The 24,802-nt window shown below is 38.4% G+C and carries 12 protein-coding genes; all 12 read right to left on the bottom strand.

Annotated elements, in window-relative coordinates:
• Positions 1–2 precede the first annotated feature (2 nt).
• The 12 genes from ACO05S_RS17435 to ACO05S_RS17380 all read right to left on the bottom strand — a co-directional run bounded on the left by ACO05S_RS17435 (position 3) and on the right by ACO05S_RS17380 (position 24,798).
• A complete protein-coding gene (locus ACO05S_RS17435) occupies positions 3–809 on the bottom strand; it encodes a hypothetical protein (RefSeq protein WP_421919299.1) in 807 nt (268 codons plus the stop codon).
• Positions 810–904: 95 nt separating this feature from the next.
• Positions 905–2,479 carry a RagB/SusD family nutrient uptake outer membrane protein gene (locus tag ACO05S_RS17430; protein WP_421919298.1) on the bottom strand — a complete coding sequence of 525 codons (1,575 nt, stop codon included), beginning with the start codon at positions 2,477–2,479 and terminating at the stop codon, positions 905–907.
• An 18-nt stretch (positions 2,480–2,497) separates the two neighbouring features.
• Entirely contained in the window at positions 2,498–5,551 is a 3,054-nt protein-coding gene (locus tag ACO05S_RS17425) for a SusC/RagA family TonB-linked outer membrane protein (protein WP_421919297.1), read from the bottom strand.
• 207 nt (positions 5,552–5,758) lie between these two features.
• Positions 5,759–9,718, bottom strand: coding sequence for a two-component regulator propeller domain-containing protein (locus ACO05S_RS17420; RefSeq protein WP_421919296.1), 3,960 nt, complete (start codon positions 9,716–9,718; stop codon positions 5,759–5,761).
• Positions 9,719–10,901: 1,183 nt separating this feature from the next.
• Positions 10,902–12,560: an alkaline phosphatase family protein gene (locus ACO05S_RS17415; protein ID WP_421919295.1), complete on the bottom strand. Its 1,659-nt coding sequence runs from the start codon at positions 12,558–12,560 to the stop codon at positions 10,902–10,904.
• Positions 12,561–12,611: 51 nt separating this feature from the next.
• Positions 12,612–14,126, bottom strand: a complete 1,515-nt coding sequence (locus ACO05S_RS17410; protein WP_421919294.1) for an Ig-like domain-containing protein — start codon at positions 14,124–14,126, stop codon at positions 12,612–12,614.
• 87 nt (positions 14,127–14,213) lie between these two features.
• Positions 14,214–15,740: a SusD/RagB family nutrient-binding outer membrane lipoprotein gene (locus ACO05S_RS17405; protein WP_421919293.1), complete on the bottom strand. Its 1,527-nt coding sequence runs from the start codon at positions 15,738–15,740 to the stop codon at positions 14,214–14,216.
• Positions 15,741–15,752: 12 nt separating this feature from the next.
• Positions 15,753–19,253 (bottom strand): SusC/RagA family TonB-linked outer membrane protein, encoded by a 3,501-nt coding sequence (locus ACO05S_RS17400; RefSeq protein WP_421919292.1) that lies wholly within the window; start codon positions 19,251–19,253, stop codon positions 15,753–15,755.
• Positions 19,254–19,480: 227 nt separating this feature from the next.
• A complete protein-coding gene (gene pbfA, locus ACO05S_RS17395; RefSeq protein WP_421919291.1) occupies positions 19,481–20,812 on the bottom strand; it encodes a (R)-1-hydroxy-2-aminoethylphosphonate ammonia-lyase in 1,332 nt (443 codons plus the stop codon).
• A 32-nt stretch (positions 20,813–20,844) separates the two neighbouring features.
• The gene (gene pbfA, locus ACO05S_RS17390; RefSeq protein ID WP_421919290.1) at positions 20,845–22,209 is read right to left on the bottom strand and encodes a (R)-1-hydroxy-2-aminoethylphosphonate ammonia-lyase; all 1,365 of its coding nucleotides are present in this window, start codon (positions 22,207–22,209) and stop codon (positions 20,845–20,847) included.
• An 89-nt stretch (positions 22,210–22,298) separates the two neighbouring features.
• Positions 22,299–23,555, bottom strand: a complete 1,257-nt coding sequence (locus ACO05S_RS17385) for a ComEC/Rec2 family competence protein (protein ID WP_421919289.1) — start codon at positions 23,553–23,555, stop codon at positions 22,299–22,301.
• Positions 23,556–23,667: 112 nt separating this feature from the next.
• The gene (locus tag ACO05S_RS17380; protein WP_421919288.1) at positions 23,668–24,798 is read right to left on the bottom strand and encodes a 2-aminoethylphosphonate--pyruvate transaminase; all 1,131 of its coding nucleotides are present in this window, start codon (positions 24,796–24,798) and stop codon (positions 23,668–23,670) included.
• Positions 24,799–24,802: the final 4 nt, after the last annotated feature.

Here is a 24,802-nt window from a genome sequence, read left to right as displayed (position 1 = left end):
TTTTAATGATTTGAAAGCATAAAATTTTGAAAATGATCGGGACTATCGGTTCCAATAAGATCAACACCAAGTCTGGAAAACAGCCTCCAAAATGCTTCTGCCTTATCTTTCTCTTTAGGTAATCCCCAAAAACGAATTAGCTTGTGTTGAAGGTGGCAATCGTTTATTAAAGTTTTCAGTTTGTTTTCTTCTTCCGAGGATATTGCCCCGTTGCCTTTCCATTTAAAATGATCTCCCCAGGAGTCACTAATAAGTGGAAATAAACTCCAATCCGTATGATCATTCAGTTGATTTAAACGGCCATCAAGAAATACAAACCTTTTGGCTTCATTGGATACGGTTTGCACCGGACGATCACCCGATAAGATAATGCTAACCTGCCTGGTATATACTTCATTATCGATTACCGAACTTAGCATTTGTTGGTAAGGCTTCAAGATAGGCTTAAGGGCATTATAAGCAGCCAATCCATTTTCCTTGATGTCCACCATAAGGATGATTCGCAAGTTTTTATTTTGCCGAGCCAATAATTTAAGTGGATCCAGGTATAGGTGCTTTAGTGTTAATTTGGAATTGAGTTCATCTTTTGAATGACCAACAAGAAGTTTTCCATCTTGCAAAAACACGTCTGCTTCGATGCTAACCAATTTGTTTTTAAGAGCATCGTGCAAAGGTTGAGCCTGATAATAGTCGTTGTGAGAATGTCCTCCATTAAAATTTAGCCCTTGTGCTGCTACAAATGAACACGAGGCGTATAGCATAAAAACAGTAAGACAGGTTGTTTTGATTTTCTTTGAAAGTATATTCATGCTAGGCTGGTATTTTTATGCCTTCCGGCTTATCTCAATTCGAAAAAAAAAGAATGGCACCCCCGCCTGAGCAGGGGCACCGGTTAAATTGAATTTTACCAACCCTTATTTTGAGGTATTCCTGAACTTTCGATTACTTCATTAGGAATAATCCAAACATTGTGTATGTTAGGATCATAATTTCTGGCTTCCCAAATCACTTCTTCGTTGTAGTCCGAATCAGGATTTGTTTTATCAACATGAATTCGTCCGTGAAGCGGTTTGCCATATGCTTCCTCGGCATCGCCCCATCGTACAAGGTCGCGATGACGATTGGCAAATTCACCGGCAAACTCAACACGGCGTTCATGCTTTAGGTCATCCATTGTGCAGCCAGTCTTCGAAGTCAATCCTGCACGATTTCTCACCATGTTAATTTCCGCATCTCCGTTTTGTCCCATCATAATTTTAGCTTCAGCTTTCATCAGCAATATTTCAGCGTATCTTAAGATAGGTACATCCGACACTGTATATAATCTATCCCCATTGGCGTTAATTAAGGAGTTTCCAATTGGATCTTCGTAAGAATAGATGTCCATATACTTGTTAAACTGAAAACCTGACAAAGAGTTAGCAGAGGAATAGCGTCGTGTACTTCCCCAGAATTGAAACTCATCACCAAACTTAAGAATAGTTGCTTCTCTTCGATAATCACCATCTTCGAAAGCATTATAAAGTTCGAGTGTAGGCATGTAATAACCCCAGCCGTTATATACTCCCCAACCTTTGTTTTCAAGCATCACACCATTTAGCTTACTACCTCTCTCGATACCACATGTAACAGACCAAATGTATTCAGGGCCAAACTCGTTCTGGTATTTAAATACTTCACGATAATCAGTTGCCGGATTATCGGTATCAATTAATTTTCTACCTGAACCCGAATTGCTTACTTTATCGCAATATTCAACTACTTTTTCCCATTTTGTGTTGTCATATTGTGCCCAGTACAGATAAGCCTTAGCAATGTATGCATAGCAAGCATCTTTATGTGCACGCCCTTTGTTTTCATCAGAATAGCTTGTATACAAGGGTAATAAATCCGCCGCTCTTTCCAAGTCTTTCACAACCTGATCATAGTTGGCAACCACACTTTCAGGACGTGTGAATTTGGTATCCTTCATATTTTCTTCGGTTACAATTGGCACACCACCGCTTACATCATTTCCATAAGTGGAAGCCACCCAGAAATAATGAAAACCACGCATAAACAATGCTTCACCCAGATATCTGTTTTTTAGAGACCCCTCAATATCAAGATCCTTTACATTGGCCAGCACATCGTTAGCACGGCGAATGATTTTAAAGCATTGTGGATACATCCAACTTGAATACCCTTCATCACCGGTCATGTTGAAATTTTTAATGTTATCAGCTGTTGAGTTAGGTCGACCGGTTACCATATCGTCCGAAGCATTAATATACCACATAAAACCTCGTGAAAACATATCTTCATCACCCATGTAGTAGTACATGGAATTTACACCTGCCTCCGCATCGGCCTGTGTTTGCCAGAAATTTAATTCTGTTGCGCTTCCCAAAGGTGTCAGATCTGTAAAATCATCCGAGCACCCATTTATTCCCGCAATTAACATGGCACCAATGGCCATTGAAAAATATTTTTTTAACATGATACTGTTTTTTTTACATTAAAACTTAAATGAAACACCTGCTGATAAGACTCTGGATACCGGATAAGTTCCCATATCAAGACCAATACCACCAATTTCAGGATCCAATCCTGAGTAATCAGTAATAGTAAACAAGTTCTCACCTGAGAAGAAAACTCGTAAAGAAGAACCATCAAGTATACCATTCATAATAACTTCCGGGATGCTGTAGCCAATGGTCAGGTTTTTCATTCTTAAATACGAACCATCTTCAAGGTACCAATCAGAATTGGTTGCGAAGTTCTGGTTAGGATCATCCACACGTAGAATAGGAATATTTGAATTTGGATTTTCAGTAGACCAAGCGTTTAGCACACGGTTATCCAAATTATAGCCCTGCTGACCTGCATTATAAGTGGTGTATTTGTATCCATTGAATAGTTTAGAACCAGCTACCCCTTGAAAGGTCATTGACAGATCAAAGTTTTTATATTGAGCTGAAAGGTTGATGCCATAAGTAAAATCTGGGAAAGCATTTCCTTTAAAGGATTTATCTTCATTGTCGATTTTACCATCACCGTTAAGATCTTGAAATTTTAAATCTCCTGGTTTGGCATTAGGTTGAATCTTTTCACCATTTGGACCTACATGACTGTCAATCTCACTTTGTGTTTTAAAGGTACCCAAGCTTGTTATCAGGTGATAGGAGTACAACTCTTCTCCTGGTTCTGATCGGAATGGATATAGCGTTGAACGCACCTTGTTATTGTGGTAGATATAGTCACTGGTATAAGCATCCAAACTCTTCAATTCATTTTTGATTGAAGCAAGGTTTCCATTGATTGAATAAGTCAGGTCGCCAATTTTGTTTTTATAGGTTAATGACAATTCAAAACCTTCGTTTTTCACTTCTCCAACATTTGATGTTGGCCCGTCTGAAACACCCAAATGCGCATCTGCTGCATTGGTCATGATCATATCCTTTGTTAGTTTCTGGAAGTAATCAGCAGTAAATTCTACTTTACCATTCCAGGCAGACAGGTCTAATCCCACATTATAAGATTCGGAAGTTTCCCATTTCAAATCAGGGTTTGATTGTTGTTTCACATAGTAACCGGAAACTCTTTGGGCATTACCTGCTCCCATGGTTGGTCTGTGCGACGACATTGGCACATTGTAGGCATAATAACTCACCGACTGAATGTTTCCAATTTGTCCCCACGAAGCTCTTAACTTTAATGAGTTTAGCCATTCTGCCGAATTCATAATGCTTTCTTCTGAAATCCTCCAAGCTGCCGATACAGAAGGGAAAACATCGCTGTTGTTATTTTTTGCCAGGCGAGAGGTTTGGTCACGACGCACACTTGCCGACAAATAGTATTTATTGTCAAAATTATACCTTACACGTCCGATCACCGAATACAAGGCATCCTCAAAAGCATCACTGTCATAATCTGATACTTCCCCCGCATTTCCAAGGTAGTGATACCAATCATCTTCACGTGCAAAATCCTGTGCATTTACACTATTGTATTCGTATTCGGTAAATTGAGCCGAGTATACACCCGTAAAGTCTAATTTGTGCTTGTTAAGTGTTTTGGTATAAGTAACCTGGTTATCCCATATCCATTTGTTACGCTTTGACCATGATTGATTCAGGTAATTCATTCCAGAAGGACGACCATTTTCAGGTATTTTAGGAGTGAACTTTTTATATTCTCTGGTTCTCTGACTTAATGAAAATGAGCTACGGAATTTTAATCCTTCCATTAATTCCACCTCTCCATATGCATTTGCATCAATAAAGGTAGTGGGGTTGCTGGTAGTTGGACGCTTTAATAAAGCCACTGGATTGTAAACATCGCCATAAGTACCTGCGAATTCCGATCCTTCGGGAGCAACTCCGTGAAAGGTACCGTTCTCATCGTACACAGGAGCCGCAGATGGCATATACATAGCATTGATAATTACACCCGAATAACTAGAGGAAGTGTTGGCTCCCACAGATTCTTCATTGGTCACATAAAAGTTTTGTCCAATCTTAATTCGATCAGATAGTGCATATTCTGATTTCAGGCGTAATGCCAATCGCTCATAAGATGTATTTAAAAGAACCCCGTCTTTTTTCAAGTAATTAAAAGAAGTACTATACACTCCCTTATCGCCGCCGCCGCTCACAGCCACATTGGTATTATAAATAGCTCCTGATCTAAAAACTTCGTCCATCCAGTTGGTTCGATTGGTTCCTCCCCATGGATTAGCCGTTACATTTCTGGCCGGGTTGCGTTCTGCTCCGCTATTGTCGGCAGCCAGGTTATAAGCCCAGTTTTGTTGTTCAGCCGTTAATGGTGTTGGTAAATTGGTGGCTTCCTGAAAACCTGCGTAAGCATCAATAGCTACTGACACTTTATTGGCTTTACCACTTTTTGTGGTTACCACAATTACACCTGAGGAAGCCTGCGCTCCATAGATTGCTGCAGATGCTGCATCCTTAAGTACTGTTACAGACTCAATGTCGCTTGGGTTGATGGTTCCACCATAGTAAGGCATTCCATCCACTACCCATAGAGGCGATTCCTGGTTAACCGAACCAACACCACGAATAACAATATTGGCTTGATTCGAAGGGTCGCCACCCTGCTGCACAACCGTTACACCAGATACGCCACCTTGAAAAAAGTCTTGTAAATTGGAAACCGGACGACTGTTGATTTGTTCAAGATTTGAAACAGATGCAACTGCTCCGGTTAACTCTTTCTTCTTAGAAGTACCGTAACCAATTACCATTACATCCTCTAAATCATTAAAGTTACTTTGCAATTTTACAACATACTCTTGCGAGGATGAAAAAGGCAGTTCCTGTTGCAGGTACCCAATGAAAGAAACAACGAGATGTCCGGAAGTTTGCTCCGTTTCCAGAACAAATTTTCCATCAATGTCACTAACAGTACCGTTGGTTGTTCCCTTAATGAAAATGTTGGCACCAATCAGCGGATAGTTGTCGTCATCATATACAACTCCACTTAATCGGGTTTGTGCCATAATTAATGCAGGTAGTAAAACTACCCAACATACTAACATCAGTTTTTTCATGTCGAATAATAATTTAATTCTTTTAACTTATGGATTGATTTCCGCCCGCTAAAGTATTGGGATGCTATCAAAAAGGGGTGGATGTTTTATTTATAAAAAGTGGACATTTTCTGCAATAGGTGGAGATTTCGTCTCATAAATGGGGATACTTTTTGCATTAAAAATAAGTTAACACAGGACTAATATCCCGGTAATATCAAAATTTTGCTATATCGTATCATCCTCTGTCCTGATTCTGTATTTTGAGGGGCTCATTCCATGTTTTTTGGTGAAACAACGGCTGAAGTATTTCGGATCGTTAAAGCCTACCATATAACTTACTTCATTTATGGTGAATCCTTTGTTTTTTAATAGTTGAGAGGCACGACTTAGCCGTATGGATCGTATAAACTCCACAGGAGTGAGTTGAACCAGATCTTTTAATTTGCGGTATAGCTTCATTTGGTTCATACCAAGTTCTACTGCCAGTTCAGACTGTCCAAAGGATGAATTTGCGATCTCCTGCTCTACAATCTCTTTGATTTTTACAATGAGCTTATCGTCCATTGTCAATTCAGGTTTGTCCTCTGGTTTCAGGTTTTGCTCGGTTTTAACTTCATCTTTGATCTGTTTGCTTTTTTTAAGCAGATTTGAAATTTTAATCAGTAGTAATTCAGGATCAAATGGCTTTGATATGTATTCGTCAATTCCGGCAGTAAGTCCTTCCTTTTGATTATGTGGCTCTTGCAATGCCGTTAACAAAACAAAGGGCAGTGTTCGAAACCTGGCTTTTTTTCTTAAGGCCTGGCACAGTTCAATGCCATCAAGGTGAGGCATCATCCAATCCGAAAGAATAAGGTTTACATTGGGGTATTTACGCAAGAAATGCAAGGCAGCTTTTCCATCGGTAACTACCTGCACATCATAATCAACACTTAAAATCTCCGACAAATATTCTTGCAATTGCTTATTATCTTCTACAATTAAAATGCGTTCCTTTCCAGAATCAGCACCCTTATTTACCATTACGATTTCTTCCTCTTCTTCTTTGTCTTCATTTTCTTCAATCTCAGATATGATCGTAGGCGCTGTCTCTTGTATTTTTATCATCAACGGAAACTTCAGTCTGAATTGTGTTCCTTTTCCTTCTTGACTTTCTACCTCAATACTTCCTTTCAGCAATTCCACGTAATCTTTTACAAGGGATAGTCCAATTCCCGAGCCACTCAGTTCCTTGGTTTGTGACTTTCCAACCTGGTAGTAACGATCAAAAATATGGTCGATACGATCTTCGGGAATCCCTATACCGGTATCGGTAAGAACAATTTCAAAGTATTTATCGGTAAAGAAAAGGTCACAGGAGATTTGCCCCCCTTCGTTGGTAAAGCGAATGGCGTTGGAAAGCAAATTGTATACAATCTGTTGTAATTTTTCATGGTCATATCGATACTGATAGGATGTTGCATTTGTATTGAACTGAAGTAGAATTTTTGTTTGAATCGCCTGATCGGCAAACGACTCGCTTACTCTACGGCAGGTTCTAACAATGTCGCCTTGCGTTAGAACTACTTGCAAGCCCCCCAGCTCCAGTTTCTTTTTATCCAATACCTGATTTAATAACTGCATGATATAATCAACATTGTTTTGAATGCGATTTAGTTGTGGTCGAATTTCATCTGGTAAGGTTTCGCAGGCCAGGATATGGTTAATCGGTCCACAAATTAAGGATAATGGTGTTCGGATATCATGGGATATATTGGTAAAGAATTTTTCTTTGATCAGATTTTGCTCTTCAACCCGATGATGCATTTCAAGCAGGTGACCTCTTTGGGCCAATATTTGATCTCTTTGAGCCAATACCTTTCTGTTTTGCTCCTCTAGCCTTTTATTGGTCGATTCCAGAATTCTTTTCTGTTTTTCGATCTTTTGAGTCCGTTTGGTGATCAATGCTTCCAGTTCCAGATTTCTCTTTTTCATCTGAATATATCGGAGCCTTCCGAAAAGAATTACCGCACCGGCAAGCCCAACAATAATTAACAAGTAAAAATAGGTATACATCCAAAAAGGCTTGGCTATGCTGAACTTGTAAACTTCTTTCTCAGAAGACCATCGGCCGTCAGGGTTTGCAGCTTTAACTACCAAAGTGTATTTGCCTGGTTTTAATCCAAAGTACCGAGCCCTGAAATGATTCTTCCTGTGAAATTGAAAATCGCTATCCTTTGGCACCAGCTTATAAGCCAAGCTGGTTTTGTGTGCACCATTGATGTATACATTTTTTAAATCAAAGAACAACTCATCCTGCCAAGACTCATACTGTACTATCGAATCGGAGTCAAAAGCCAATGAAAGTTCTTTGCTAGTAGTTCCATTAACAGTAACCGCTTCCAGAACCGGTGATGGCAAATAATCACTTTTCGAAAGTACATCCGGATGAAAAGTGCATAATCCATTTATTCCACCAAAATACATTTGCCCTGCCATGTCCATATAACCTGCTCCTTCCGAGAAATCCTGCAAAGCAAATCCATCATAAGTATCGTAAAGTCGTACAAAATGGTCGTTTACATTAACACATACTATCCCTTTGGTTGTGCTACACCAGATATTTCCATCCGCCGATTCCAGAATTCGGTAGATTAAATTCGATGGCAAGTTATTGTTGACCCAATCATACTCTTCAATCTTTCCTTTTTGACGGATACTATTTAAGCCTGCGAATCCTGCAATCCAAATTCGACCATTGTTATCCTGATAGATATCGAATATACTATTGCTATTCAATGCGGATTTACTCTTGGGGTCGTGATAATAGTGGGATTTTAAGGTGTAATCAATGGTCGAGATCACATACACACCGGAAGTCTCTGTACCCACCCAGAGGTTTTCATGTTCATCCAGCATTAATTTGCGAATATTTTTATTAGCAAGTTCACTTATCGTATCGATCCTAAGAAAACGCCCGGTATTTCGCTCGAAGAAATTTAGGCTACCCCATTCCGCTATAAACAAATTCCCACTCCGATCTTCTGCAATGCTATAAATTCTGCCTTCGGTGATGCTTGTTTGCTTATCATGCGGTGAGTAATAGATCTTTTCCTGGGTTTTCGGGTTAATTCTGCATAAACCAGCATAACTGCCAACCCACATATTACCTTCCTGGTCGCAGTAGATGGTCCGAATCCAATTCCATTTGTCCTCTTTCCCATGATCAGTAAATGAGAAGTGCTCAAATGAATCCTGTTTTTCTATGAGAATGCCATTGTTATAGGTTCCCAGCCAAACTTGCCCCGACCTGTCCTTACAAATTGCTCTGACTGTTACCTCCGGAATTTTTTCGCTGATTAAATTATCAAAATTGTAATGGGTAAACATTGTAGTTTGTGGTATTCCCAGCACTACGCCACCGTCCTTTGTACCCGCCCATACATAACCCGAATTATCAATAAAGACACAATAAATTTCATTACTGGAAATTTTAGATCCTCTCTCGCCAGCTGCATGAAAGTTGATGATGCTCTCATCATTTCCATCTTTAATCAAGAACAAGCCATGATTCAACGTACCTACCCAAACATCTTCACTTTTGGGTGCTTTTATCATAGTCGATATTTCCACATCCGAATAGTTCTTTTGCAATAGACGCTCCGCTTCATTAAAAAGTGTAATTGATGGTGTATTTATATCTACACTCAAAACTTTTTCGAATAGATCCTTTTGCGGATCATAAATGTATTTTTTGTTCTCGACCTTAACAACTGCCTTTCCGAATTCATTGATTAGAAGAGTAGCTTCGGCTGTTGATGAAGTGTGCCAATTCCTGTATTCTTTGCACTTTCCATTAAAATTTATTAGGCGAACCAATCTGTTTTTCTCAAAAAGTACCCAGATGTTTCCCCGACCGTCTACCCTAATTTCACGTGCCTTACCACTGGGAATACCATTGTTATCTACTCCTGAATTAGGCCTAATCACATGGTAGCCTTCTCCATCGTAACAAGTCAAACCATCGTAGGTGGCAAACCACAAGCGGCCACAATGATCCTGATCAATGCTCAATACCGTGTTATTCGACAGACCGTGAGTGGTGTTTTTGACTTGAAATTTATAACGCGTGTTTCCCGACACCTTAACTATCGAAATACAAAAGCATATAAGATAAAGCCAAGTATAAATAAGTACAGTCCTCATAAAGCCACATTATCAAAATGGATTTACAATAAAAGCATTTAATAAGAAGTAAGTTTTACATGAGCTTTATTTTTGGGTTAAGATGAACCTTGAATCGTTTTTATTCAATTGGGGTGTATGTATATTTTAATCAAGCTTGTTTCAGAATAAAACTGGTATTGACAAGCTAAAAGTGAGTGGTAATGTACCGGTTTAAATCTCTTGCTCAAAGAAATAAATCTTCGGATTCCCTTATTTTATTAACTCCTTACCACCTGGCAATGGCATATTCCTGTCCGGGAAAGGCTTACCCTTTGCGTGAGAAACCTTTCGTATCCTAAGGCAATTCATTGTGCGACTAAATTATCTTCTAATATTTGTTCGGGTTCTGTGGTCATGTTTTTGATTATTTGTTACGTAGAGACGCCCTGGCAGGGTGTCTCTACGGTAATTTCACCAATATAATGTTCATGATTGTTTATGCAGATGGTCACTAAAATAAATGCCTTGCGATGCGTAATCCCAATCCTTCCAGCAGGCAGATGGAATAAGGTATTTGTTTTGAAATTTTGCTGCCATTTTATTTTGGGTTTGTTTGGTTCGTAATTGTTATTTTGGCGGTGATTTCACCAAAATATTCGAGATAATCAAGACAGCATAATTCCAGAAATCTTTCTTTTAGCCGTGGGTTTTAATGCGATCTATGCAATTTCGAGATTGACCAATATAAACTTCTGTTTTTTGGTCTTCTCCATTCTTACCAAATAAAAAATAGATGCATGGCCGGCCTACTTCCTTTCATGCAGAAGCTTCGTTCATTTTGCTTCGCGAGATAAAAATGGCTTGTTCGATGTTTGAGGTTATCTCGGCTAATTTTATGCCATGTGGAGAACCTTCTGTAAGGAAAACTTGAATTGTTTTACCCCCTCATTCTATTTGTTTGCGTTTTGATTCTGGAATTTCAAAATGATAAAATAATTAAACATTCTAACAAACAAAATGGTGTGCCAGTTTTTTTGATATTCTATTTTTTATTACATGTAAAAAGGGCCACCACATGAATGCGATGCCCCCTTTCCTAAAAATGAAACTTGAAAAGTACGTTAGTTTTAATGTAATGTTATTCTCTGGAAAATTTATAATTGTTGTTTCATATCCAACAGACCATTAGCAATTAGCCTTGGACTGTATAATGAAAAAAACTTTAGTTAATGCTTAGCCTATCAGGAGAAATAATTTGTTTTGGAATGCCAGGTCCACTATAGGAGCTACTCAAAAAGAAACCTCCACCACCATTAAAGTATTCCACTCTAATTTTATGCTTTCCTTTGCTTAGGTTTATTGAGCCTTCTTTTTCCTGAACACCATGATCACCATCGTTATTTACTACCTCTATTTCATTAATGTATAATTTACTACCATCATCAGAGCGTGTTGCAAATATGTATTCTCCTTCGTTTTCAATATTTAAATATCCATCAAAAACCAAAGCTGTATATGAGCCAATTTTTTCTTTAAAGGCATCCGTAGCCATTTCAAAGGTTTTTCCGATTTCTATCGGTTTTAATGCATTAAAGTTTGGCAATTTGCTCCAGTTTTCACCTTTATACAATTGGTAGTTTACCCCTGTATTTTCCTTTACTTGTTCTACCACTCTAAAATAACCCGAAGAGAAAGCAGATTGACTGCCGTCGTTCCCAAAGTATGTGGCTTTAACAACAGCTGTATAATCTAACTCAAACGCTTCGGTGTAAAGTTTTGATTGCTTGCTTGGAATTGTGCCGTCTAAGGTATATCTGATTTCACCAGACGTTCCTGCTGACTCGATCGAAACCATTGCCTTTTTACCAATATACAAGCCACCTGACGAACCATCTTTATCTCTGGGTTTAATCACTGGGACATAAGCCGAAGAAGCCATAAACTGACCCATTAAGGTTTCGGGATCGGGTTTTGGTGAATTAAGGAAAGCATTAACCACAGGACGACTAACCCATACCTGAGGCCTTTTAACATCAAGGGCAAAGGCCGAAGTAGCTGCTACATCCATTACATTAACAGCAGTTGGAATTTGATAATCCTTTTTGATACTTGATCCATAAAGAATAAAAGGCACTTCGTTTCCTTGAACCGTTTCGTGGCCATGGTCATATCCATGCCCTCCATGGTCAGCCAGAATAATGAATAAGCTTTGATCGAATATTCCTGCTTCTTTTGTTGCTTCAACAATAATTCCGCTTAATGAATCAGCCAGCTCAACTGATTTAAAATATCCTTCGGTCATATGCCCAAAATGGTGTCCGGCTCCATCCACATGATCAATCTGAACAAACGTGAAATTTGGTTTCTCAGACTTTATAAGCTCTGCCACTTTATCGGCTGTTGCCACTTCTCCATCTGTATCAAAATCAAAATCAACATTCTTATGGTCGTATAAATTACCAAAACCGCTCCAATGATATACCGAAGCAGTTGTTAATTGAGGGTTTGATTTCTTAATGGCATAAAAAATATCAGGATATCTTCCGTTTTCTGTGGTTACAACAGGGGGTAAATTATAGTTGTTATAACGCCAATCATTCGAAGTAACTCCTGTTTGTGCAACGTACGAGCCAGTTAGCATGGCTGTCCAATTCGGACTACTTACAGTTGGCATTACATCGCGGGTATGGAAGTTGTGTGCACCATTTTTAATGTACTTATCAAAATTAGGTGTATTGGCTTTTATTAAGCCGCCAACCGACATCCCATCTATACCAATTACAACTACATGCTTAATGCTTTTTGGTTTAAACTCTCGATTGCAAGATGCAAGAGAGATAAGCAGTGTAGTAAATATTACTATTTGCAATAGATTCTTCATACCAAAATTATTGTGCCTATGGCAGGATCACTCCCACCATAGGCTATTAAATTAATTATTGAATAATTCTGTAATATCATCCTGACTTAGGACTTTATTGTAAACTCTTAAGTCATCCATTAATCCTGTCATGGCAGCACGTCTGTCGTCACTTGCATTGTACATACCGGTTCCGTCTTCCCAAATGTTGAAAGGGTAATCGTTCACCTCGTCATAAAATGCACCCGTTAAGCCACTAATATCAGCACCTTCGGGATGAGAGTAGGCAACTCCATCAATATAAACGGATAGTTTTCCGTTGGCTCTATCGAATGAAACTGAAATCATATGCCATTCATCATCCGACATAGAAGGAGCATTGTTTGGAGTACAATCTCCAGCTTCCCAGTCCACTCTATTCCCGTCAGAAACATTTACACTCCAACCATCATTATCGTCTCCTGGCACATATTCATGACCATCATCAGTACAAAGTACAAAACCTTGGTTACTACCACCGTCCCAGTTTTTGTTTGAGAAGATAGCCGGATCAGAATCGGTACCTGCCAATTTCACCCAAAAGTTAAAGCTAAAGTCCTGTGTAGCTCCCGGGCGAAGTAAATCATGTTTCGGAAGCGATGCAAAAGATCCTGCGTTGAATTGAATCACATCTCCCCGTGTAGCATCATTTACAAAAGAAACATCGGCAGTAGCCGTAGCTCCCAACATAGCGTGGAATGCATTTCCACTAATGTCTTTCATATCCGAATCGAAAGGCAAATGAACCACTAAATCGGAACCACTACCAGCAGTTGTGGTAAAACTCCAAGTTGACTTATCAGTAATTCCTGCAAAAGAATTTCCTGCGATATCTTTTACTACTCCTTGGTCAAAATTCACGTAGTAAGCAGTTCCAAAATCCAATGGTTCCGGGAAATTAATACTTATCCTTGCTCCATCAATGCTGATTGCTTCTCCCTCAGCATCGATTGTAGCCACTGCAACATCTGAGCTATTGTAAATTATAAAATTACCTGTTGATGTTTTAACATCCTCGTTAAATGTTGCATGAATTGCAATCACCGAAGCATCTGTACTACCTTTAGAAGGTGTTAAGCCGGCCAATAATGGAGCATCCAGATCTCCTGTATTACCACCAGTCTTAAAAACCCATTGTTCTTCATCGGGCATTCCAAAATATTCATTCCCCGCCATATCAACAACTATTCCTTTATCGATAACGACTTGGTAATCTCTACCTGAAAGAAAATCCTGAGGATTGATTGTCATTACTCTGCCTACATTGCTGATTGTAACGGCATCCGAGTTAACGTCAATTACCTGAGTTCCTTGTTCAACATCCGTGGTAATCGTGATATTTCCGCTTCCTTTATTTACAATATCATCGAAGGTAAGCACCAAATTGCTACTCAAAGCAACTCCATCTACCCCCATAACCGGATTATAACTTACCACATAAGGATTTACAATATCCATATCATCATTCTCATCATCGTCGCAAGAGAATAGAAATAATGTCAACAAGAGCATTAAAGCTGAAGTTATTTTTATATGTAATGTCTTCATGTTTATATTTTTTTATTGTATTAGGTTCTACGAGTTAGTAAACACTATTATATTATAATTATATCAATTGTATTATCGGTTTTTGTATTAGTCAACATCCCACCAAACCGGACTTGTAATTTCATCGCCATTACCCCCTAATAATTTTACCGCTTCGTTGTAGTTGTCATCGTTAAGACGCATTTCGTCGGCAGGATATATATAACGCACAGGAATAAATCCACTGGTAGCAGGACCTGGTGTAATAACAGGAACATGCACTCTTCTCCACTCCGACCAAGCCTCAAAACCAACAGTAAATAAGGCCAGCCATTTTTGCGTATAAATCTTATTGAGTTTTTCTTCTGAACTACCTGTAAAAGCAACAGTTTCCTGTGTGTAATAATCAGAAGAAGGTATCAAATCAGCAGCATTTGGTAACAACCATGTATCGGGAATACGACTTGCATAATAGTTAAACTGATCCTTGATGCCATTCATATAATAGGTTTCTGCATCACCCGTTGTGATAAATCCACGCACTCTGGCTTCCGCCAGAATAAACTGAACCTCAGAATATGGTATTAAAATACTTTGTGCTGCATTCATCGAAACCAATGATGGATCATATTGTTCGGGTGCAAATAGCAATCCCATTAAAGAGTGATTCTGAACCCCTCCGTTCCAATCATTGACATCCAACAATCCGTTTGGAACTCCAAAATATTCCGGATTATCTGTATCGATAGTTGCTGCCGTTGGCAATGCAAATACTGAGATTCTTGGATCGTTCATAGACTTCAGGATTACCTCCATATTGTAGGATAACCTTGTTGATGAAGAGGATGACCAATCACTTACATTCCCCCTAAAGGCAGGGTGCGCATTTGATTTGCTATCCAAATATTGCAATGCAGCTTGATCTTCATGTGATTCGAACAAAGGATATGTGGATGGATCATTCACAATTTTTTGCATTTCTGCAGATGGATCAATCTTGTCGGATTGACGCATTAAAATTCGCAATCGCATTCCGTTGGCAAACATTTTCCAGTTCTTAATGCTGCCACTAAATAAAATATCTCCGTTCACTACCTCTTTGCTTTCATCTAACAATAGATTCGCTTCTTCAAGCTTCTCCAGCAAATCGGCATAAATATCTTGCTGAGCATCGAACTTTGGAAAATTAATGTTATCCTGAGCTCTTGCTGCTTCAAAGTAAGGTATTGGACCAAAATTATCAGTTATACTCTGAAAAGCCCAGGCTCTAAGTATCATTCCAATAGCCCTGTAGTTATTCAACCCTTGTTCCTCTGAAATATTAATCATGTAATCCAGATCGTATATCTTACTGTAATATCCCCAAGAAAAGCGATTAACATCTGCACGTGTCCAATCATTGAATGAACCCACAAAAAAGTTTGAAACCTGATCTGCAACTATGGCACCCCTATCAAACGAGTTTTCAAAGTTGGCGTCCGAGAAATCCCATATTATTTCAGGCAATAGCAGAGAAGGATCTGAAACCCTATCCGGATCATTGGGGTTGGTGTTTATTTCTTCAAAGTCGTCGGTACACGAAAACAAAGAAACTGCAATAAAAAGGACTGTTATATATTTTATTAAACTATTCATTGCTAACATGTTTTAAAATTTTAAACTCAAATTAAAACCATAACTTCTGGTAGAAGGAAGACTCATATTCTCAAATCCGGGTATTAAACCATTACCTGTTGTGGCGGTTGATACTTCCGGATCGAAATGCTGGTTGCTGTCAGGTGTCCACAAGAATAAATTACGCCCAACCAATGAAAGTTGTACATCTTTAACAACATCATTAAACAGCTTATTCGGAAATTTATAAGCTAGTTTTACTTCTCGAAGTTTCACATATGTAGCATCAAATAATTGTCCTTCGCTAATGTGATCGAGAAATCCCTTATGAAAATATCGAGCATCAATTTTATGCACTCCCTCGCTGTATGTACCATCAGCACTAGTTGAATTAGCTACATAAGTTCCATCGGAAAGTGCTGCGGCTCCGGCAATGTAATAATCGCCATATTCTTCGCCCACAGGACGAGCTGAGCGACCAATTGCACTCTCTTTAAGTTGTCCTGCTCCCATGGCTTTATTGTAGAATCGAGAAATAAACTCTCCTCCCCAATGAATGTCAACCAAAGTAGCTAAACTAAAATTCTTATATCGGAAAGTATTTGAAACGCTACCAGTCCAATCAGGATTAAAGTTTCCTAAGTAAATATCATCGGATGTAGGTTTAGGACGACCATTTTCAAATATGATGATTTCACCATGCAATGGGCTGTTAACATCATCAACCCTTTGATATCCCGGTCCCCAAATGGCTCCCATCTTCTCGCCAACCCTTGCTTGAATGGATGCATCTTCACCAGGAGCAGTCTGCACAATGGCGTCAATTCCATCTACAAGTTCAATGATCTTGTTTTGATTTCTCGAATAGTTTAATCCTATGTTCCACTCAAAACCACTTCTAGTTTTAATTGGTGTAGCATTTACCATTAACTCAATTCCCTTACTTTGAACTTCACCAGCATTAATAAACCTGGATGATTTACCTGTAGATTGGGTAAGTGGAATATTGATAATTTGGTTTCTTGTTCTGGTGTCGTAAAACGTAAAGTCAACACCAAACCTATTATTAAGCAATTTAATATCCCCTCCTACTTCAAGAGTAGTAACCTCTTCCGGTTTAAGCTTATTATTTTTCATTACTGAACTACTGGATAATGAATAAGTAGTTCCCCACGCAGGTTGAAAGCTAAACGTATCGTACAAATTATACGGCTCTGTGTCATTACCAGCCTCTGCAGCTCCAAGTCTTACCTTTACTTGATTTACCCAAACAGGCATGTCAACAATTTGGTTAATCAGTGCACTAAAGGATACTGACTTGTAGAAGTACGAATTGTTATCCAATGGTAAAGTACTCGACCAGTCGTTACGAGCAGTAATATCCATGTAATAAGTATTTGCATAATCCAATTGTGCAAGACCATATAAACTATGTATTTCTTTTTCGCTTGAATATGACCCAACTACTATTTCGGATGCACTATTCGCCAATGAGTAAATACCAGGAATCAATAGTTCAGGAGCTTGTTCCAACCTATTTCGGATTTCACGCTCCATTTTGTTTCCACCAACAGATACGATATACTTGAACTTACCTATATTGTTATTGTAGCGTAACAGAAAATCATAGTTCCGCTCCTGGAAGTATTGGTTCACTTCCCGATACCTACCTTTTTCAACACCAACTGTACTCACAGCCCATCTCATTGGCCTGAAATCTTGGTAATAGTCGGTACCTGCTCGTAACATTAAAGATAAATTGCTTGTGAAATCATAATTCAGTTTAACATTACCATACAAGCGATGTTTATCCTGTCCCTTTGTATTTTCGTACTGATAGAAAAAAGGATTGTTGTGATTTTCACCATAGTTGTACTGAAACTGACGAGATCCTTCGAAACCTATTTGCCAGTAATCTCTCAATGCATTGATATCAACATTTCGTGGCATCCAGTTCATAAAATACATTAATGAATGGCGACCATAACCAGTCTCAGGACGATTTGTGCTGGTAGTATTGATATAGTTCATTGAAACATCAGCACTAAATTTATCGGTAAATTGATAACTGGATTTCAAAGCAAAAGTATTGCGCTGTAAATCATTATTTGGCACAATACCTTTTTGATCAAGATTGGTATAAGAAAACCTAAATGATCCATTTTCGTTTGATCCAGTTAAAGAGATGTTATTAAACCTGGTCTGTCCGGTATCAAAAAAATCTTTGATGTTATTCTTGTAAGCAATCCATGGTGTTGGAATCACCTCTTCCCTGTTAGGATTAGCAACATCTCCACCTCTCATTCTACCAATAGTTGGCGATTGAAACTGACGCTCCAGAGTACCTACATTTAATCGCGGACCCCAGCTTTCATCGTAGCCATCACGGTTACCATCAGGATAAATGGACCAGCTTGCTCCAAAGTTGGAACCTTCGTAGTCTCCATTTTTTCCTTGACCAAACTCATTCTGGAACTTTGGCAAGCGCAGAACTTCCTCAAATGTAAATCCTGAATTTATACTTACGCCCAAACCTTTGGAATCTTTACCAGACTTTGTAGTAATTACGATCACACCATTACCCGCTCTGGAACCATATAAAGCTGAGGCGGCAGCTCCTTTAAGAACGGTTAGAGACTCGATATCAGCGGGATTGATTTCTGCAGCACTGTTTCCATAGTCACTACTCGTTGAATTCGATGTTCCCGAATTTCCTACTGGTACACCATCAACAATATAGAGAGGTGAATTTGCTCCAAAGTTCAGAGAGTTCTCTCCTCTAATATTAATTCTTGAAGAAGAACCCACTGCTCCTGAAGAGGAAATCTGAACACCTGCAACTTTACCTGCTAATCCATTGATAAAATTGGTTTCGCGAGCTTCGTTCATATCCTGCCCCTGAATTTCTTGTACAGCGTAACCTAGCCCCTTCTTTTCACGGGAAATCCCTAAAGCGGTCACTACCACCTCGTCAAGATTGGTGATGTCCTGACTTAAGCTGATATTAATGGAATTTCTCTCGTTTACATCTTCCTCCTTCACTACATAGCCAATGTAAGAAAACTGAATGGTAGAATTAGGGTAAGCTAGAAAAGAATAATCTCCGTTAATATCGGAAATGGTGCCATCTGTAGTACCTTTAATTCTAATGGTTACCCCTACTAGTTCTTCTCCGGTTTCGGCATCTTTTATTTTACCTGTAATAGCTTTCTTCTCCAGCTTATTTATTGATATTTTTTTACCAACAATTTCGTAGGCAAAACCTGCTCTTTTAGAAATTTGTTCCAATATCCGGCTAAGCGGTTGCTTCATTATTTTAAATGAATATTTTTTTGAATCATTTAAAATGTTATCGGTATAGTGAAAGGTAAAACCAGTAGATGAACCTAGATTTTCGAATACTTGTTTTAGCGAAGCTTCTTCCAGCTGTAACGAAACTACAGGATCTGATGATTGTGCCTGTATTTTTGTAATGCTCAGAAGCTGAATAATCAATACAAGAAGGATGGATGCAATTATTTTATTAAAAATCATGCCCTTCTGTTTATAATTTCGATTTAAATTCATAATTTTGTTCAATTCATATAAGGATTATAAAATTCTTGTTGTAATGAAACCGGGAGTGCTCCAACAGTTCCGGTTTCTTCTGTTTCTTAGGAATCTAAAGCTCTGAGTTTTATCATAGGCATTTCATTTTTTAGGCTTATTTTTTGTGAATAATAATCTTGCTATCATTAGAGTAAAAAGTGTTAAAATCCGGTTTATGTAATTGTTAGTAAACTTTTTTCCAAAATATCCAAGGCCTCTTTTAGTTCACCTTCGGTAATGGTTAAGGCTGGAGACAATTGCAATACATTTCCTCCTGATATTTTAAAGCTCAAGCCTTTATCCAAACAACTGTACAGCACTTTCTCCGCTTCATCAGTTGCTTTTTCTTTGGTAGTCTTGTCACGAACCAGCTCTACTCCCCAAAGCATACCTATTCCGCGAATATCACCAATTATAGGAAAGCGACTTTGCATGGCATTCAATCGATCTTTTAAATAGGCTTCTCTTTTGTGCACATTCTCTAAAATTTGATCTTCCTCGAGTGTTTCAAGAATAGCAAATCCAACCGCTGCTCCAATTGGACTTTTTTCGTGGGTGTAGTGCCCCAAGGAAATATCTTGAAATACATTGAACTTATCACGTGTCACAACACAAGCCTGAGGAAATAAGCCTCCGCCAAGTCCTTTTCCTAAACAAAGGATATCCGGTTCTATTCCAAAGTTTTCAAAAGCAAACAACTTTCCTGTTCGCCCTATGGCAATTGGTATCTCATCTAGTATTAACAGAATGCCATGTTTATCGCAAAGTTGACGTAAGCCTTTCCAGAAAGAATGATCTCCAATTTGAACATCGGTATTCCTTATTGTTTCAGCCAGAATTGCTCCAATATCACCTTCTTTCTCAACAACCATTTCAAGATACTCCAAGTACTTTTCTGGTTGATCTGCAAAAATACCACGATAGGTAGCTGGTCCCGGGACCCGTTCAACTCCAGGCATTAATGGTCCCATCTTATCTCTAAAAACATGTTCTCCTCCAACTCCAATCGCATCCAGATTGGCACCATGAAAAGAATCCCAGAATGAAATGAGCTTGTGCTTGCCAGTTATTCCCCTTGCAATTTTTAAGGCTATTGAAATGGCACTACTCCCATTGGGAGTCATTAAAATACGATTCAAATCACCAGGACAAACGGATGCCATTTTACGGGCAAATCGAATTGCTGCTTTATTGGTATACCTTCGAGGAGAAAAAGACAATGTTTCCATTTGCTCATGAATGGCCTTTTTCAAACGTGGATGAGCATAGCCTAGTTGGTGCACATTATTGCCATGAAAGTCGATATATTTTTTGCCTTTCAGATTTTCAAAGGAAGATCCATAACATGTTTGAATTACATCTAAACATGGGGTGGACATGGATTGATGCAGAAAATAACGCTCATCCTCCAATAACCATTCCTTGGTTGTAAGGTCATGCTTTTCATTCCACTCATTTCTAAGTGGTGTTATATTGATATCGCCTTCTGTTTTTATTGTAGACATTTTATTCGAGTTAAGTTTTCGATCATTAACCATCAACCATTAACTATTTTACCAATAGCCTCATCAAGTACTTTTGCCACCTCATCAATTTCTTCTTTTGTAATGACCAATGATGGACGAAGAGTAAGAACATTGCCTTCTATTATTTTAAAGGCTACCCCCTGCTCCATGGCCAGATACATTATTTTTTCGGCTTCTTCTCTTGCCTTTTCCTTGCTTACTTCATCTTTCACCAAATCAATACCTAAATGCATTCCAACGCCTTCAACGTTTCCCACCAAAGGGTATTTATTCTTCAGCTCCAATAGTCTGTGTTTTAAATATTTCCCATTTTCAGCAGCTTTCTCAAGCAAACCCTCTTTTTCGATTACTTCGATATTGGCCAGTGCAATTGCCGAACAAAGGGGGTTTTTTTCATGTGTGTAATGACCAATGGAACGATGCTGTAACACATTAAACTTTTCTTTGGTTAAAATTCCTGCAAAAGGAACCAAACCACCTCCTAAGCTTTTACCCATTACCAGCACATCGGGTGTAATAAAATGATCACTGGCAAACATCTTCCCGGTTCGACCAAATCCTTCAATTACCTCATCAAAAATTAATAGAATGCCATGTTCATCACATATATTCCTGATTTCTTGCCAATATTTTTTTGATGGTACCCATGGAGTTGCAGAAATTGGCTCACCTACTATGCAGGCAATATCAGGGTGATGATTGATCACATTTTTTATCTGGCGAATACATTCCTTCTCAACTTGCTCTGCTGTTGTAAATCCCCAAGGATTTCTATATAAATTGGGAAAATCAACGTAAAAGGTACCGGGAAGCATAGGCCCGTTTCCTGTCGAAAAATGCTCTTCGGCACCAATCGAGGCCGCTTGAAAGCCTGTCCCGTGGTATGAACCCCAGTATGAAATGGTCTTGAATCTACCGGTAACTTGTTTGGCTAACATTACTGCCATTTCTATAGCTTGACTTCCTCCCGGACAAAACAATACTCTTTCTAGGCCTTTGGGACTAACTTCAATTAATTTTTTAGCCAGTTGTATTGTTGGAATATTTGAATAACGACGTGGCGTAAAATTCAAATCAGAATTTAATTGCTCATGTGCAGCAGCAATTACTTCTTTCCTGTTAAATCCTACATTGTGAACTCCATTGCCATGCATATCCAAGTATTTCTTACCTGTTAAATCATATATGCTTGCGCCTATAGCTTTAGAAAGCATATTCATTACCGGCGTTGACAATTCCTGATGCAAAAAGTATTTTTCGTCTGCTTCAAGCCATTTTAATGTTTCCTTATCTGTTAAGGATTGCTTGTAGTTTAGTCTTTCTTTGCTATTGTTCGGTTCACTTTGTTCTGCACTAGCGTGCTTAATCTTAGTCATTTCCATAATAATAAGTGCGTATTTAGAATGCCACGAGCAAAAAATAATAAGTCGTATGAATCTTTGCTTGTAATAATTGAGTAATTAATTTACCTGCTGTTGTATTCCTTCTTCATAATTACTTTTCTCTTAACATCCTTCTCATCTAGTACATATACTTCATACTTTTCTCCATTTTGATATACACGAACTACAATATGCCCATGCTCCGAAGCAAATTCGCCTTCATCAACACCCATAAAGTTTTTGCTAGCAGCCAGTACAGTTGTTGAGTAAATATCTCTTTCTCCAGGATAAATTTGTTTAGATCTTATTCTTTTAAAAACCTCGTGACCTGGATGATTGGAGGACCATGCCTGAGAAATCCATACACGAGGACGGATTGTTCTTATATAGTATTTATTGCTGGAGTCTTTGTTGCCATGGTGGTTTAATGTTGCAACATCAACTGCTCCGATTACTGGTGCCAAATGCGATTCCATCGAATTAAAGTCGGCCTCACCAAAATCATTTACACCAGAAATATCAGCACCTGTAAAGTATTCAAATTTGCCATACACAATCTTAAGACAAGTGCTTAGTGAATTTTCTCCAGGATATATTCCCGCTTGATAAAGGGAAATTGTTTCATCAGGAATTCCGGTCCATATTCTTCCATTTACAGCCAAATTCTGCACATAACAGTTCGTAAATCTGCTCGCTTCATTTTGTAGCGAAATTTGTTTTTTTGAACCCAATTCGAATTCCTCGTATTTTAAACCATTTGATTTTGAACAGTGATCAATAAATTTCCAATATTCCCGAAGCGTAGGAATCATTTTATATTTATCGTGTTTAAAATCAGCTTGATTCTGAACTGATTTATCTTTTAAATTAATTGGATACTCAAAACCTCTATCAATTATTGTTTTGATCGGAATGGCATCTCCAAATTCTGTTATTCCTGTTAAAAAAAAATCTCCCTTGGCAGATTTTTTGCGCTGATTGTCCATCTCACCGAAATGATCATCATGATAATGGGTAATCAATGCATAATCGATATAATTGGAACGGTTTGGCTGAAATTGTTTTACATAGTCAACCACCCATTGGGGAGCTGTTTTGCTGTTGTTAGGAACAAGCTGTGTATTTCGATCTGATAATACACGAGAATGTGACTCTGACATATCCCCGCAGTCAATCAAAAGGCTTGTAGCATCTGGAAAAACGACAAAAGTTGCATTTCCCCTCCCAGTTTGAATATGATGAATATCTAAATACCCGTTTTGCCATTTGGGTAAAAACTCTTGCGATTTACCTTTAAACCCAAAGCATAGTAGAATCATAAAACCAATCAACTTATACATATCACTTCCCTTTAATTGTATATTAAAACATTCATCTCCACGAAGGAAGCGCAGATTAATCGTCGAAATAAATTCTGCTTCTTCCCATTTCTGTTATTTTCTTCTTTAATAGCTATTTATTTTGTGTTTGTACTAGTTCAATTCCCAATTGGTCAATAGCCAACTCAATGGTCTCGATTAATGTTATCAACTGCTTTTGATGCAACTGACCTATATTTCCAATTCTGAAGCAATCAGCCTGAGTGAGTTTACCAGGATAAATCACCAAGCCTCTCTCATTCAAGAAATTATAAAACACATTAAAATCAAATGAATCATTTTCAGGAAACAGAAAAGAGGAAATGATATAACCTTGAACTTCGGATTTTAAATAAGGTATGAAACCCAGATTCGTCATTCCTTCCATTAAAACCTTATGATTATTCTTGTACCTGGCTGCTCTGGCTTTCACTCCTCCTTCGGCTATTAGCTCCTTAATGGCCTGATGAAAAGCCAGAATCGATTGAATTGGTGGTGTAAACCGAAATTGACCGTTTGATTCCAAGGCAGTCCATTGTTCATAAAGATCAAGTGATAGAGTTCTACTTTGGCCTTTACATTTGTTTAAATCCTCTTTGTTAAATATGATAAAAGAGAAACCGGGAACCCCCTCAATACATTTGTTTGAAGATGAAATCAGGTAATCGATACCTGCTCTAAGCATATCAATTGGCACCGCCCCAAAACTACTCATGGCATCAACCATATAAACTGCGCCTGCCTGTTTTACAATCCCGCCAATGGCATTTAGCTCGTTAAAAATGCCTGTTGTAGTTTCGCAATGTACAATGGCTACATGGGTAACATCAGTATTGTCTTTTAAGAATTCTTTCACTATTTCAGCTTGTGGTATTTCGTCCTCGCTAAAGGCTAAAACTGATGTTTTGATCGAATGAACTTTAGCCATATTTTCGATTCGTTGACCGTATGCTCCATTTTTAATCACCAATAAATGACCGTCTTCAGGAATCACTGTCGATATGATTGATTCAACGCCAAAAGTTCCGGCTCCTTGCATTAATACCGAATCGTATTTGTAATCTAAATCCACACCTGCCAACTTAACTAAGTCCTGACGTATCGTTTTTACTACTTGAATAAACTCGGTATCACGAGAACCTAAATCTCTTGCCATAGCTGCCTTAACTGTTTGTGAAGTAGTTAATGGCCCTGGAGTGAATAAATATTTGTCTTCAAAAATCATTTGC

The sequence above is a fragment of the Marinifilum sp. genome (assembly GCF_965230805.1).
Lineage (GTDB): Bacteria > Bacteroidota > Bacteroidia > Bacteroidales > Marinifilaceae > Marinifilum.
Note: the sequence above shows the minus strand (reverse complement) of the source record. Positions and strands in the feature narration are given on the sequence as shown.

What these genes read in the sequence shown, in the direction of transcription:
- pbfA (WP_421919290.1), bottom strand. Translation starts at nt 22,209, where the DNA reads ATGACTAAGATTAAGCACGCTAGTGCAGAACAAAGTGAACCGAACAAT.
- ACO05S_RS17380 (WP_421919288.1), bottom strand. Translation starts at nt 24,798, where the DNA reads ATGATTTTTGAAGACAAATATTTATTCACTCCAGGGCCATTAACTACT.
- ACO05S_RS17415 (WP_421919295.1), bottom strand. Translation starts at nt 12,560, where the DNA reads ATGAAGAATCTATTGCAAATAGTAATATTTACTACACTGCTTATCTCT.
- ACO05S_RS17400 (WP_421919292.1), bottom strand. Translation starts at nt 19,253, where the DNA reads ATGATTTTTAATAAAATAATTGCATCCATCCTTCTTGTATTGATTATT.
- ACO05S_RS17425 (WP_421919297.1), bottom strand. Translation starts at nt 5,551, where the DNA reads ATGAAAAAACTGATGTTAGTATGTTGGGTAGTTTTACTACCTGCATTA.
- ACO05S_RS17410 (WP_421919294.1), bottom strand. Translation starts at nt 14,126, where the DNA reads ATGAAGACATTACATATAAAAATAACTTCAGCTTTAATGCTCTTGTTG.
- ACO05S_RS17420 (WP_421919296.1), bottom strand. Translation starts at nt 9,718, where the DNA reads ATGAGGACTGTACTTATTTATACTTGGCTTTATCTTATATGCTTTTGT.
- ACO05S_RS17435 (WP_421919299.1), bottom strand. Translation starts at nt 809, where the DNA reads ATGAATATACTTTCAAAGAAAATCAAAACAACCTGTCTTACTGTTTTT.
- ACO05S_RS17430 (WP_421919298.1), bottom strand. Translation starts at nt 2,479, where the DNA reads ATGTTAAAAAAATATTTTTCAATGGCCATTGGTGCCATGTTAATTGCG.
- pbfA (WP_421919291.1), bottom strand. Translation starts at nt 20,812, where the DNA reads ATGTCTACAATAAAAACAGAAGGCGATATCAATATAACACCACTTAGA.
- ACO05S_RS17405 (WP_421919293.1), bottom strand. Translation starts at nt 15,740, where the DNA reads ATGAATAGTTTAATAAAATATATAACAGTCCTTTTTATTGCAGTTTCT.
- ACO05S_RS17385 (WP_421919289.1), bottom strand. Translation starts at nt 23,555, where the DNA reads ATGTATAAGTTGATTGGTTTTATGATTCTACTATGCTTTGGGTTTAAA.